Source organism: Syntrophotalea acetylenica (assembly GCF_001888165.1).
Classification (GTDB): domain Bacteria; phylum Desulfobacterota; class Desulfuromonadia; order Desulfuromonadales; family Syntrophotaleaceae; genus Syntrophotalea; species Syntrophotalea acetylenica.
Window position 1 is genome coordinate 2168050 of the sequence record NZ_CP015455.1, and the last position, 13991, is coordinate 2182040.

At 61.2% G+C, this 13991-nt stretch carries 10 protein-coding genes; 4 read left to right on the forward strand and 6 right to left on the reverse strand.

From position 1 onward, the window contains the following. Positions 1-66 precede the first annotated feature (66 nt). The gene (locus A6070_RS10050) at positions 67-1500 is read right to left on the reverse strand and encodes an HD domain-containing protein (RefSeq protein WP_235605447.1); all 1434 of its coding nucleotides are present in this window, start codon (positions 1498-1500) and stop codon (positions 67-69) included. A 207-nt stretch (positions 1501-1707) separates the two neighbouring features. Here A6070_RS10050 and A6070_RS10055 point away from each other — a divergent pair, with 207 nt between their 5' ends. After that, entirely contained in the window at positions 1708-2091 is a 384-nt protein-coding gene (locus tag A6070_RS10055; RefSeq protein ID WP_072285631.1) for a TraR/DksA family transcriptional regulator, read from the forward strand. 27 nt (positions 2092-2118) lie between these two features. On the opposite strand, the gene A6070_RS10060 is transcribed toward A6070_RS10055, so the two are convergent. From A6070_RS10060 to A6070_RS15595, 5 genes are all read right to left on the reverse strand, one after another. Beyond that, on the reverse strand, positions 2119-2466 hold the full coding sequence (locus A6070_RS10060; RefSeq protein ID WP_072285632.1) for a histidine triad nucleotide-binding protein: 348 nt from the start codon (positions 2464-2466) through the stop codon (positions 2119-2121). Then, positions 2441-4564 (reverse strand): ATP-binding protein, encoded by a 2124-nt coding sequence (locus A6070_RS10065; RefSeq protein WP_072285633.1) that lies wholly within the window; start codon positions 4562-4564, stop codon positions 2441-2443. The genes A6070_RS10060 and A6070_RS10065 overlap by 26 nt, the downstream gene beginning before the upstream one ends. Before the next feature lie 260 nt (positions 4565-4824). Next, on the reverse strand, positions 4825-5580 hold the full coding sequence (locus tag A6070_RS10075) for an SAM-dependent methyltransferase (protein ID WP_072285635.1): 756 nt from the start codon (positions 5578-5580) through the stop codon (positions 4825-4827). Beyond that, positions 5577-6335: a TlyA family RNA methyltransferase gene (locus A6070_RS10080; RefSeq protein WP_145926334.1), complete on the reverse strand. Its 759-nt coding sequence runs from the start codon at positions 6333-6335 to the stop codon at positions 5577-5579. The genes A6070_RS10075 and A6070_RS10080 overlap by 4 nt, the downstream gene beginning before the upstream one ends. Before the next feature lie 32 nt (positions 6336-6367). Next, a complete protein-coding gene (locus tag A6070_RS15595; RefSeq protein ID WP_158515876.1) occupies positions 6368-6739 on the reverse strand; it encodes a hypothetical protein in 372 nt (123 codons plus the stop codon). A 46-nt stretch (positions 6740-6785) separates the two neighbouring features. On the opposite strand from A6070_RS15595, the gene A6070_RS10085 reads away from it, so the two are divergent. The 3 genes from A6070_RS10085 to A6070_RS10095 are packed head-to-tail and all read left to right on the forward strand — an operon-like array spanning position 6786 to position 13977. Next, positions 6786-8810 (forward strand): ABC transporter substrate binding protein, encoded by a 2025-nt coding sequence (locus tag A6070_RS10085; RefSeq protein ID WP_158515877.1) that lies wholly within the window; start codon positions 6786-6788, stop codon positions 8808-8810. Beyond that, on the forward strand, positions 8798-11845 hold the full coding sequence (locus A6070_RS10090; protein WP_072285638.1) for a response regulator: 3048 nt from the start codon (positions 8798-8800) through the stop codon (positions 11843-11845). The genes A6070_RS10085 and A6070_RS10090 overlap by 13 nt, the downstream gene beginning before the upstream one ends. Further along, positions 11842-13977: a putative bifunctional diguanylate cyclase/phosphodiesterase gene (locus tag A6070_RS10095; protein WP_083558428.1), complete on the forward strand. Its 2136-nt coding sequence runs from the start codon at positions 11842-11844 to the stop codon at positions 13975-13977. The genes A6070_RS10090 and A6070_RS10095 overlap by 4 nt, the downstream gene beginning before the upstream one ends. Positions 13978-13991: the final 14 nt, after the last annotated feature.

Sequence of the window (13991 nt, forward strand, 5' to 3'; positions counted from 1 at the left end):
CCGAAGCTCACGCCACGGGGCCTTGTTGCATGCCGCCGACTCAAAAGCCACGCCTTCCTCAGCCCCCTAAAATTCGCCGTCCTGAACCCGGGTGCGCAGATAGCGACGGATATGATTATGAGCGCGGGGCGTGATGCACCACTCCAGCCATTTGGGCAACACTTTGGGATTCATGCCCCGCTCGATTTCAACCTGATCGCCGTCCATCAGCCGCGATTTGAGCTGCCGGGTCTGACCGTTGACGCGCGCCCGCCATGCGAACAGACCGACTTTTTCATGAATGGCAAAGGCAAAATCGAGGGCGCTGCTGCCGGCAGGCAGGGTGCAGATATCCCCCCTGGGGGTATAGACCTGGATCGTGGACGCCGCCAGGCGCAGGCTCTCGGTATCGAAGGCCGCCTCGCCTTCCAGCAGGGATTTCATCAGCTCCCGGAAGTTCTCCCTGCGGAATTCAAAACCTGGCGTCAATACCCCTGATTCGTTAAAACGGGCCAGCTTGTGAGTGGTGATTTCGACCCGCAGCCGGATTTCGCCAGCCTGAACGGTGGTTTTCAGGGCCTGATAGCCAAACGGAGACGGGATGGTGAGATGGTCGCGCAACTTGCCGGGAATGGCGTTGCAGAGTTCGTGCACGACACCCAGGGCCAGATAGGCATCCATGGTACGCGCCACATGGATCTCCAGGGTGTAGAGAGACGATATGCCGCGTCCCATGGTCCGGGTGGCGTCGATGGAAAAAGGCCGCCAGCGGTCCTTCATCGTCGGAGCGAGCCGGTAGTGCTCGAAGGCCTGGCGAAAACTGGCGCGAATTTTCCGCAACTGCGGTTCAACCTGAGTGCGCAGCACCTGCACGACCCGCCGATAGCGGTTGGCCCGGGCGGGGTAGAGGATGTTCAGGGAAAGGGCTTCCATGTGGGAAGCGACATACCCCATGCCGAGATGCCTGGCCAGGGGCACGTAGACAGCGCGGGTTTCCTTGGCGATAAGAGCCTGTTTGCTGGGATCGAGAGCGTAAATGGTCTGCAGATTGTCCATGCGGTCCCAGAATTTCAGGCACAGAACCCGCACATCCTCGATGGCCAGCAGCAACTGCTTGCGGTAGGTTTCGGTCTTGAGCGCCTCGCGACTTAGCTTTTCCGACGAAACCTTGGTCAGCCCATTGACGAGCCGTGCCACTTCCCCGCCAAAGGCTTCCTCCACCTCGGCAAGGGTCATGGGCGTATCTTCCACCACGTCGTGCAGGAGGGCGGCGATCACCGAGGAGAAATCCATCCAGTGACGCGCGGCCTCATGGGCCACCCGCAGCGGATGAATGAAAAAAGGCTCGCCGGATTTGCGATACTGCCCCTCGTGAGCTTTCGATGCGATGGCAATGGCGTGCTGAAAATCCACGATTCCCCGGTCGAGTTCCTCTTCGCTCAACCCGCCTCCGTAGTGGGTCACCAGAAGTTCGAGGATTTCGTTGACCATGCGTCGTTCTTTTTTCTTGTTTTCTGGCACACACCCTCCACGGCAGGTGGCCTTACGGCCTCGGCACAGACCGCCGGACCGGCGCGCTGACCGAAGATGTTTTTTGACTTCCGGACCAACCGGTTTACTGTTTAGGAAGATCCCTCGGCGATACCGTTTCCACCGAAAACTTCCATCTGAAAATTACGTTGTATCCATCCGGAGTTTCCGGATCAGCACTACCCCAAGGAGAACGCCATGACTCAGGAACACACGGAGAACATCCGCAAAAAGCTGCTGGCCCTGCGCGAGGAGCGACTGGATGCCTGTCGTCGCCAACACGCCGACGCCGCCGCCCTGCTCGATAATGGGGTTGCGGATACGGCGGATCAGGGGCTGACCGACAGTCTCCAGGACTACCTGCACCTGCTCGGCGACGCGGCGCGCGAGGAAGTGCTGGCCATCGATGACGCGCTGCAACGCCTGCGCGATGGCAGCTACGGCAGCTGTGAAAGCTGCGGCAAGGCCATCGAGCATGCACGGCTGGATGTGCTGCCGTTTACCCGGCTGTGTCTGCAATGCCAGCGCCAGGCCGAATGCCAAAAAACCGCCAGGGCCGAAACGACCAGGGGCAAGTTCTGATCGGTGAATAGCCGCCGTGAATGGCACCTACCCCGGAGGCCAGGTCAGAATACGGCCGCCAAGCAGATGAAAATGAAGATGCCAGACGGTCTGACCGGCACCTTCATTGCAATTGTTGACAACGCGGAAGCCGCCCTCGGCAAAACCATGCTGTTCGGCCAGCCGGGCGGCCACCTGGTAGACATGACCGACAAGATCGTTATCCTCCGCCGCAAGGTCCAGGGTGGTGCGAATATGCTTGCGCGGAATGATCAGGTAATGATGGGGAGACTGCGGAGCGATATCCTGCAGCACCACCAACCGGTCGTCCTGATAAATGAACGTTCCCGGAATCTCACCGGCTATGATTTTACAGAAAAGACAGTTGTCCGCCATCGTTGTGTTTCTCCTCGCCACCGGCCGCAACCTTGAGCCCCTCGCCGCCCAGGGACAGCAGATGCCACCCCTCGCGCATGGCCCTTCGGCGCAAGCCTTCGTCATGACTGAATAAGATAACCTGCTGACCGGCCGTGTATTGCTCCAGAACCTTCAACGCCTGGCCGCGGCGTTTTTTGTCCAGATTGCCAAGCGGTTCATCGAGTAACAGCGGCAGGCGCAAAGGTTCGTCGCGCAGGCCGTTCAACGCCATGCAGGATGCCAGTTGCAGCAGCATCCGGGTGGCGCTGCCGAAACGCTCCTGGGACAGCCAGTTGCCATTCGGGCCGGGCAGTTGCAGCTGGTAATCCTCCGTAACCCGTACCTGCTCGATGGCGCCGCCGGTCAAGCCTGAGAGCAATCGGGCGAGCAGACTTGCGAAGGCATCCCTGTCGACAGAGGTCGGTTCGGCAAGAGCCTCGCGCAGCTGATCGCAGGCTGTCCGAAGAGTCTCCCTGCGCTGTTTGAGCTGTGTTTCCCGGAGCCGCAGTGCTTCGCCCCGGGCTTCGATGCGCGACCGGGCGTCGAGCAGTTCGTCAAGACCGGAAGGGTTTTGTTGAGCGGACGGAGGGTCCTCACTTTGTTGCGGGCAGGCTTCGGCGCTGACTGTGCCGGAGATTGCCGCACCGCTTGCCAAACACGCATCACCGGTACCATGGGTTTCGGCGGGACCGGAAGATGCGGCATCCGGATGGCCGGTTACGGCTGGCGCTGTATCGAGGCTGCGCAATTGTTCCAGCAATTGCTGATGGCGTGGAAGATTTTTCTGCAGACGCACCATGTCCACCGGCGACAGTGCAAAGCCGAGCTGCTCAAGGCGTTCGTTCAGGACGTTGAGCTGTTCCTGGAGTTCACCTACCCCTTGTTCCAGGGCGTCAATCTGCCGGTCGCTCTGCCGTCCGGCTTCGCGAACCTGCAAACACTTCCGGAAGTGCCAGCCGACCACCGCCGCGGTTGCCAGCAGGCCGCTGCCGGCAGCCAGCCATCCCGATTGCAGCCGCGCCCAGAACAGCGCCGCGGCCCAGACCCCCGCGAGCTGAATCCCCGGTCCTTTCCGGGATGGCATGCGGCAGCGGCGGCGCTCCTCCTGACGCGCGCCAAGGGCGCGTTTCTGCTCCGCCATCGCCTGACGCAATTCCCCGTGAGCAATCAGCAACTCGGAAAGCTCGCATGGCATGTGCCGGGGCAAACCGGTTTTTGCCAGTTCAGCCTCCAGGGCGGCACGCTGATCGTTCAGGTCGCCTTGAACTCCGTGCTCCGCAAGCAGCGGCGTAGCAGCCGTCTGGCTGAAAGCCTCCGCGGAGCGCGAACAATCCGTGGCCACCTCGCCTTGCGTCACGATGTCCTGGTCCGACACCGTTTCGCCACCTTCCCGCGCGGCCTCGCTGTTCTGAAGACCCCGGATAGTGTCCTGCAGGGCAAACCATTCCTGTTCGAGTTCGCCCAACTGCCGGGCGATAACCTCCAGCTGTCCGTCTCCGGCGCAGGGCAATCCCCAGGGATTGGCGCTGGAAAGCGCCAGGTATTCGGCCTGCAGGTCTTTCAGGCGCTCCTGCATGGCGCCCGCACCCCCATCAGACAGACAAATCTCCAGATGGTCCGTCGGCAGGCCGCCAACCCCGTTAAAGGTGTCCCGATACAACATCGCTTCGAGAAATTCACGCTGACACAGTCCCAGGCCGTCCCGCAGGCAAGCCAGATAGGCTGCCCGATCCGCCACGGCGTCCGCAGCCTCCGGAAAACCGCAGAACTTCTGTTGCAGCTCGCTGTCCAGAGTCCCTTCGAACCACTGCACCTTGCCGGACACAAAATCCCGAGTCACCCTGATGCGCCGTTCGCCAGACGTCAGAACCACTGCCGCCCGGCACATTCCGGGACGCTCCCAGGGCATGATTCGCGCCACATCGGGGGCACCGAACAGCACCGACGGGACCGCCTGCGCCAGAGTGGATTTGCCGGATTCATTGGGGCCTGACACCAGGTTCATGCCGGGTGCGAAATCAATGGCTTCATCCACAAAGCATCCGAAGGCCTGCAGTTCAAGCCGCAGCAGCATCATAAGGCGTCTCCATGCGAGGATTGCAGGCGAATCCGGATTGCCCGCAGCACGGCTTCCGGTCGCCGTCGTTCGATTCCGGCGTGGCCCGCTTTTCGGGATCCCACCCTGCGCAGCAGCCGGCCGGCCGGCTGGTCATCGCATCTGCCGGTCGCAGGTTCTTGCCACGCGTGAAAACCATATCCGAAATGCAGATCGGCAGTGTACGAAATACGTATCATATCCATCGTGTCGGCAGGATGAAAAGGTCAAATCGCGACAGCTTAAACGGGGCGGTGGCGGTGCCCACCTTCCCGGCGCTTGTCCCACCATCCGCGATCGGCTCGGGCGCCAAGCGCTTCGCCGGTGATGATCAGGGTCAAATCAGCCCGCCCCTGCGGCCCCCAAAAGGGACATTGCTGCGCCTTGCCGGCGATATCGTCAAGCGTGCCGATCAGCAGGCGCTGCCCCGGCAAACTGACCCTGTGAACCAGTGCCACGGGCTGATTGCAGCCATAACCGCTACGCAGCCGTGCGACAAGCTCCGCCAGAGGGTAATGATTCATGTAGATCAGCAGCGTCACGCCCGGCCGTGCCACATCCTCCAGGGACGGCGCCCCGGGACTTTCGGCCAGTGCCCGCGTTGAAACCAGGATCGTGCGGGTGCAGGAACCGGACAGGTTCAGGGTCCTTTTCAGAAGGGCCGATGCGGCATTGGCGACGCCGACGCCGGGTACCACCTCGGCCCTGTCGCCAAGCGCTTCGATCAACGCCTGAAATGGCGAAAAAAAAGTCAGATCCCCCGGCTGCAGGAAAACCACATCGCCTTCTGTCAGCAGCATATCGAGCCGCGCCAAAAGATCGTCAAAACCAAAATCGAAGGGATCGAAAACCGGCCGGTCGCCGATCAGGCCTGCAAAGCTTTGATCCAGGGGCGGGAAAGTAAACACCGCCCGGCAGCGTTTCAGAAGGGCCGCCCCTCGCAGGGTGAGCAACATCGGATCGCCGGGTCCGGCGCCGACAAAACAGACACGGTTCACGCGTCTGCCCCCTTGCGCAGATAAATCAGAAACTCGCGATTGCCCTTGGGTCCCAGAATGGGGCTTTCCGTTATCCCCAGCACCTGGCAGTCAAGGGTTTCGGCCAACTGCGCAATACGCTCGACCACCGCCTGATGCTGGCCGGCATCCCGGACCACCCCCCCCTTGCCGACCGCGCCCCGTCCGACCTCGAACTGGGGTTTGATCAGGGCCACCACCTCGGCCCGATCGGCCAACAGCGCCAGGGTCGCGGGCAACACCTTGTCCAGGGATATGAACGAGGCATCGATCACCGCCAGGACAGGCCGTTCGGACAGGGCCTCGGGCCGCAAATGCCGGATATTGGTGCGCTCCAGATTGATGACACGGCTGTCCTGACGCAGCGACCAGGCCAGTTGTCCATAGCCGACATCCACCGCATACACCCGCAGTGCACCGCGCTGCAGAAGGCAGTCGGTAAACCCGCCGGTGGATGCACCGACATCCATGGCGACCTTGTCCGACACATCGATGGCAAACGTCTCCAAGGCTTTTTCGAGTTTGAGTCCGCCGCGGGACACATACGGGATGTCCTCACCTTTGAGGCGCAGGGACACATCTGTGGATACCTGGGCGCCGGCCTTGTCGATGGTGTGGTGATCCACCACAACCTGGCCGGCAAGAATCAGGGCTCGTGCGCGTTCGCGGGATTGCGCCATGCCGCGCACCACCAGCAGCTTGTCAAGACGTTCCTTCTGGCCCGTGTTCTTCCCCATTTCGTCTCCCGATTCCATTTTATCCGCAGGTATCACAGGGTAGCATAGCCCCCTGTGACGGGCAACCGTTTTGCCGGATCCCCGGTGCCGACCGCCGCTTCCCGCACATCCCTCGCGGGGACCGCCCGCGGCCCCATTTTTGCATCCCTGTCCCGGGTGGCTGTCACGCCCCGGTCCCGACACACCCTGAATATTCGCAGTCTGAGAAACCGGCCCGCGCGCCTGGCTTGCGGTTTTGCCGAAAGACCTGAAGTCTTGACCGTCACGGTCACTTTTGTGGAGGTACCTGCAATGACAATGCGATATCGCGCCCCCCTTCCGGCAAAAACCCGATGCCCCTCGACATCCTTCGCCCCAAGGGGCAGCCGGCCGACAATCCTGGCCGTTGTGCTGCTGGCATGCATGATCGCCCTTGGCACCGCACCGCTGCCCTGCCAGGCAGGCGGCCCCTTGAAAGTCGCTTTTTTGTACAACAGCCCGGTCGGCGACGGTGGATGGAATCATGCCCATGAACTGGCCCGCCTGAAGCTCGGCCGCGCCTTTCCCTCCGTCAAAACCCTGGCACTGGCCAGTGTTTCGCGGGAAGATGCACCCGATGTCATGGAAAACCTGATCCGGCAGGGGGTCAGGGCCCTGTTTGCGACGGACGCCGGATTTTCCGCGGCGGCGGCCCGCCTGGCCGGCCAACATCCCGAGGTCATGTTTTTTGTGTGCGGCGGCCGCTACCGCGCCCCCAACGTCATCAGCTATGGCGGGAAAATACACCAGCCGGCCTATCTTTCCGGCATCCTCGCCGCCAGCATGTCGGTCAGACAGCGTCTCGGTTTTCTTGGGGAAGCGGCCGATCCTGCCGCGGTACGCGCCCTTAACGCCTTTGTCCTCGGCGCCCGCTCGGTACGGCCCGCCATCGCCGTGGAGGCCGCCTGGTGCGACGGCCCTCCCGAGCAGGCCGCCCGCCTCGTCAGAAAATTCTCAGGCAACGGCGTGGACGTGTACTTCAACGGCATCCGCCACCCTTCTCCGATGCAGGTCGCCATGGACCACGGCATGTTCGCCATTGGCTACGCCACCGACCTGTCCCGGTACGCCTCGGAGCGGCTACTGACCTCCGCCATTTATGACTGGTCGGTTTTTTATGCCGAAGCGATTCGCGCCCTGCAAGCCGGAACCCTCCCCCCCGGTTCCAGATACCAGGGACTGGAAACCGGCGTCACCGCTCTGGGCACCATCAGTCCGCTGGTGCCGGTGAAAGTGGTGCAGCAGGTCAAAGCCCGGGAAAAAGCCCTCAAGGAAGGCCGCCTGCAGGTATTTTCCGGTCCCATCCACGATGCCTCCGGCCAGCTTCGTGTTGCCAGGGGCACAAGTGCGAGCGAGACTCAGCTCGACGTTATGGACTGGCTGCTGCCCGGCATCCGCATCATCGCACCCACCAGGCTCGAATCCAGCGACAGGCTCAGGGTTTTCATCGTCCAGAGCTACGGTAACGATGATGTCTGTGGCATCCCGCAGGAAATCGGGATAAGGGAGGTTCTGCGGCACCGTTTTGGAAAGCGGCTTGATGTCCGCGTCCACTACATGAACACCAAGACCGTCAACAGCAGCCCCGGGCGCATGCGCACCGAAGCCGCACGGGTTTTGAAAAAAATCCGCGCCTTTGCCCCGCAACTGGTCTTTACGCTGGACGATAACGCGTTTCGGGAAGTGGGGCTGCAACTGGTCGGGCAACCGTTTCCCGTGGTGTTTTCCGGCTTGAACGGGCAGCCTCGGGATTACCACCGCGCCGTTCCCTTCCTGGACCGGCAGGGCCTGCCGGTGCGCAATGTCACCGGGGTTTACGAAAAGCTGCATCTGCAGGCGGCCCTGAACGTCATGCGGGAAGCGATGCCGGATCTTCGCCACGTCGTAGCCCTGCTTGACCGGACTCCGACCGGCCAGGCGATTCGCAAACAGCTGCAGATCGAAATGCGCGGTGCCGCAAACGGCATCCGGCTGAGCATACGCAGCGTCGCCACCATGCAGGAATACCTTCGGGAGATCCACGCGATCAACGCCAGTCCGGAAGTGCAGGCGGTGTATCCGCTGGTGTTGAGCATCAAGAATAAAAACAACCAGAGTATCGGCCCTCACGAAACCCTGCGCACCTACCTGCGCCACTGTCGCAAGCCAGGCATTCCCCTGAATTTTTCCTTTGCGCAACTCGGGCTGTTCGGCGGCGCCTCCGTTGATTTCGCCGCCATGGGGCAACAGGCCGGCAACATGGGGGTCAAGCTGCTGCAACACCACGACATCCGAACCCTGCCCATCGAATCGGCCGAGCGCTCCGTCATCACCTTCAACACCCGGCGGGCCGCCATGCTGGGCATCGAAATCCCGCACACGCTGCTGACAAGCGCGGAACTCTATACCAGCATGCCGCTGCTGAAAACATCCGGTTCTGCTTCCGCGGGAGCCAAGGGAACACCATGCAAAAAATAGTTTTTCGCAAATCCCTGACCTGCAAACTGCTGCTGGCCATCCTGCCGATGCCGATGCTGATCACCCTGATAGGGTTTCTGATCTTCGGTCGCGTAACGACCAATCATATTCTGCAGAACGGGCATACCAAGCTGCAGCAACTGGAACAGATTCACCGTGGGCTGTTCATCGCCCAGCTGGACAACTTCCGTGAGCAAAGCCTGCGCATCGCATCCGACAACCAGCTCATTATTCCGCTGAAGCTGGATGTTTCCTTCCAGCTCAAGGCCTATCTCGACCTGCTGCGCGAACAGAACGACCTTGCCTGCCTCGCGGTTTTCACCCCCGAGGCGGTGCCGGTAGCCGCCATCGGACAACTGCCGCAGCACAATCCGGATCGCCTGGCCAGCTATCTGAACCGGGCCATTACCCGCGAGCCTCTTGCCTTTTTCTCCGACATGGCGGACAAGGGAAAACCTTCCCGGCTGGCGATGATGACCTACACGCCGATCCTTTCGGGAACCCGGGTCATCGGCGTTCTGTTTACGGGCAAAACCCTGCGACTGGGACCAGCCTTCACCAACAGCCTGCTGGTCGGTTTCGGCACGGTGCAATCCCGCAGCAACGACTCGGAGTTTTTGCTGCCGCTGGTCCAAAGCGCCCGGACGCGGTCCTTCGGGGGATTGGTCCGGTCGGACAATCCGGCCGTTTTCGCGAGCAAAATGGCCTTGCCGTTCCATGATGAGAAGAACTGTTTCCTGCTTACCGGACTTGACCTGAGCCGTGACCTCACTGCCAATCGGCGCCTGCTGCTGTACGGCATGGGCAGCAGCGCCATCGTCCTGGTATTGGTCGTATTCTACGCCTTGCTGCTGAGCCGCCGTCTGACGCGGCCATTGCGGCAGATCGTGCATATCGCGCAACGCATGCCGGCCGAGCTGCAAACCATTGCCTGGCCGGCGGCAACGGATGATGAGATCGGCATCCTCAACGGCTCCCTGCAGAGCATGACCGCGCAGCTGAAATCGACCATCGACCAGCTGCAGCAGGCCCAGCAACGGGCCGAGGAGGCCAATCGCGCCAAATCCCAGTTCCTGGTCAACATGAGCCATGAAATCCGCACCCCCATGAACGGGGTTATGGGCATGACGGAACTGTTGCTGGACAGTCCCCTGGCGGACAATCAGAAACAGATCGCCGAAACCATCGCCCAGTCCGGCCGGGCATTGCTGCACATCATCAACGACATCCTCGATTTCAGCAGACTGGAAGCCGGAAAACTGCAACTTGAAACCATCCCTTTCGATATCTGCCGGCTCATCGAGGATGCCGTCGGCCTGTTTGCCGTCAAGGCCCAGGCCAAAGGGCTGGAACTGGTTCTGGACATTGCCGGTGAGCTGCCTCCGGTGCTGGTGGGCGACCCGGGCCGTTTGCGCCAGGTGCTGGTGAATCTGCTCAGCAACGCGGTCAAATTCACCGACCGGGGCTATATCCTGATCACGCTGAAATGCCGACCGGGCCACGACGGGACAACCCTCATTCACATCGATGTGCGCGACTCCGGCATCGGCATCCCGGCAGAGCATATCCCCCGCCTGTTTCAACCCTTCTCGCAGGCCGATGGCTCCACCACACGCAAATACGGCGGCAGCGGTCTCGGACTGTCGATCTGCCGCGATCTGATCGGGCATATGGGCGGGCACATCGCTGTCCGCAGCGAGCCGGGCCATGGCTCGCATTTCTGGTTTGAACTGTCTCTGCCCAAAGATCCTGCCGGTCGAACCGGCATGCTCGCCGGGATTTCGGAATTCCGGAAAAAACGGGCGCTGGTGATCGATTCCCATCCGCTGGTCCGCCGCAGCATCAAACGCCAGCTGCGCCGTTGGGGACTGGCCTGCATTACCGCGTCGAATGGCCGCCAGGGGCTGGAATTGCTGACCATGCAGAATTTCCATTTCGTACTGACCAACGCGACCTTGCCCGATTTTTCGGGGGAAGAACTGATGCGCCGCATGGCCTCGCTGGCATCCGTGCCGCCGCCACAGGTCATCATCCTGAAACCGGCCGGGCACCCTTGCCCCGCATTCGATGGTGACGGCATAAGGTTCATCGGTGATATCAGCAAACCGGTACGTCCTTCCGAACTGCTGCTGAACCTGACCACGCCCCCTGCCCGGCCGTCGGCGGCGCCCGAGGAAAACACGGATCCGGTTTCTTGCGGCCGCCCGGAAAAGACCCGGCCGCCCCGGGCCCGAATATTGCTGGCCGAGGACAATGAAGTCAACCGGCAGGTGGCTGTCGGCATGCTCGAAAAATATGGCTGCGCGGTAGATACCGTCGGCGACGGGACGAAAGCCCTGCAGGGTTTCAAGACCGGCAACTACGATCTGGTTTTCATGGATTGCCAGATGCCGGATATGGACGGCTATCAGGCCACGCAGATGATACGGCAATGGGAAAAACGAAACCGCCCGGCGGCTACGCCGATCATCGCCATGACGGCCCATACTCAAAGCGGCGATCGGGAGAAGTGCCTCGCCGCAGGCATGGACGATTACCTTGGAAAACCCTTCACGCTGCTCCAGGTCGGGGCCATGCTGAACCGGTGGCTGAGCATCCTCGACCATCGGCGCAGTTCCGGTGATGAAACCGTGGATGGATCCTTTTCGCTGGAACCCGGGCAGGACCGGCAACCGCCCCCGCCTACGGTTGCCATCGACCGGACCAGGCTCGCCACCATCAAATCCCTGGAGGGGCAGCAGCAGCCGGGGTTGCTCGCCCGGGTTATCCAGATCTACCTGAAGGAATCGCCCAGGGTTTTGCAAAACATGGAACAGGCCCTGCAGAACGGCCACATGCGCATGGTTTTCCAACTGGCCCACACCCTCAAATCGAGCAGTGCCAATCTTGGTGCCCTGTCCCTGGCCGATCTGTGCCGCAAAATGGAAGGCGCCGGAGACCTGCCGCCCAGCCAGCGCGATCGGTTGATGGCATCCATCCAGAACGAGTATAATCGCGTTCAATTCGCCCTGATCCAGGAAGGAGGCCAGGGATGACAGCGGAAAACCTGAACCATGCCGCGATGATCCAGATCGTGGATGATGACTGCAGCATGCGCCTGCTGGCCCGCGCCACCCTCGAGCAGGCCGGGTTTTTGGTTATCGAAGCCGAAGATGGCGCCAGAGGTTTGGCCCAGTTCCGCAGCATGCGCCCCGACCTGATGCTGCTGGACGTGGTAATGCCCGGCATGGACGGGTTTTCCGTGTGTCGAACGCTGCGCGGCCTGCCGGAATACCAGGATATCCCGATCATCATGCTGACCGGGCTGGAAGATGCCAACCTCATTCAGAAAGCCTTTGATGCCGGCGCCACCGATTTTATCTGCAAACCGATCAACTGGCTGCTGCTGCGTTATCGGGTCATGCACATATTACGCACCGCCCGTCTGCATGAAGACCTCAAGGCCAGCCGCAGTCGCCTGTCCCTGGCCCAGCGTATTGCCAAACTCGGGCACTGGCAGCTGGACTTCGATTCGGGGCGTTTTACCTGCAGCAGGGATCTTCGCAACCTGCTCGGGATCGAGGATAAAGCCCGCCTCTCAAGTCCCGAAGATCTGTTGCAGACCGTTCATCCCGATGACCTGCCCCAGGTGCGGGAAACCCTGGAGCAGGCTATCGCTTTGCGCCAGCCCTACCAGGTCCGCTATCGCATCATGGCAGGGGAAGAGGAGCGCCATATCAGCAGCCAGGGCGAAATCGAAAAAACCGATGCCCGCCGGCCCCGCGCCATCACCGCAATCGTACAGGATGTTTCCGATCTCCAGCAGGCCGAACAGAAAATATTCGGTCTGGCCCACTTCGACACTTTGACCGGCCTGGCCAAACGCCGGTTTTTCATCGACACCCTGGACGCGGCCATCGATTCCGCGCGGCACAACCATGCAAAGCTGGCCGTGCTGCTGCTCGACCTGGACCGTTTCAAACGCATCAACGAGTCCTTCGGCCACATGATCGGCGATCAGGTGCTGCTGACCATCGCCAAACGCATTCGCCAATGCCTGCAGCAATGCGACATTCTGCTCCCGGGCAATACGCTCTGCGATTATTGCATAGCCCGCTTCAGCGGCAATGAATTTGCCATTCTGCTGCCCGAAGTGCTTGACGAGGAACAGGTCAGCCAGGTCGCGCGGCTCCTCATAAAAGCCATCGCCCAACCCTTCAGCTTCGGCCATTGCGAGGTCTTGCTCACTACCAGTATCGGCATCTGCCTGTTTCCCGAAGGCGCCGACAGCCAGGAAGACCTGATCCGCCACGCCAACATTGCCATGCAGGATGCCAAAACCCGGGGACGCGACTCGTTCCGCAAATATCATCCCGCCATGGATGAGCCGATCCAGGACCACCTGATTCTTGAAAACGATCTTCGCAAAGCGCTTAAAAACGACGAATTCGTCCTCCACCTTCAGCCACAGGTCGACATGCGCAGCGGCTGGATTTTCGGGGCCGAGGCGCTGATCCGCTGGAAGCATCCCCAGCAGGGCCTGAAGTCCCCCGGGTCCTTTCTGCCGGTCGCCATTGAATCGAACCTGATCATCGACATCGACCGCTGGGTTCTGGGCCAGGCCTGCGATCTGATCGCCCGCTGGCGGACCGCGGGCCTGGGCGACCTGCGACTGTCGGTAAATGTTTCGGGGCAACTGTTCGCCCATGACAACATTGCCGATCTTGTCGCAGAACTGATCCTGCAAAGTGGTATCCGCCCCTGCCAGCTGGAAATCGAACTGACCGAAAACACCATCATGCAGAATAACCTGAAAACCGTCAGCCACCTGAGCCGCCTCAAAAACCTGGGGGTGCAGATCGCCATCGATGATTTCGGCACCGGCTACTCCTCCCTCAGCTATCTGCGGAATTTTCCCATCGACACATTGAAAATCGACCGATCCTTTATCCGCGATCTGACCGAAGCCCCCAGCGCCATCGCCATCACCCGGGCGATCATCGCTCTCGGTGAAAGCCTTGGCCTGACCATCATCTGCGAAGGGATCGAAACGCCTCACCAGAAAGAGATGCTCATGGATCTGGGCTGCCACCACGCCCAGGGTTACCTGTTTGGCCGGCCGGACACCCTCGAAAGTTTCACCCGGCGTCTGCAACGCCAGCAACAGCAGCCGGCGCCTTTCGCATAAGCGGCCGCCATCGG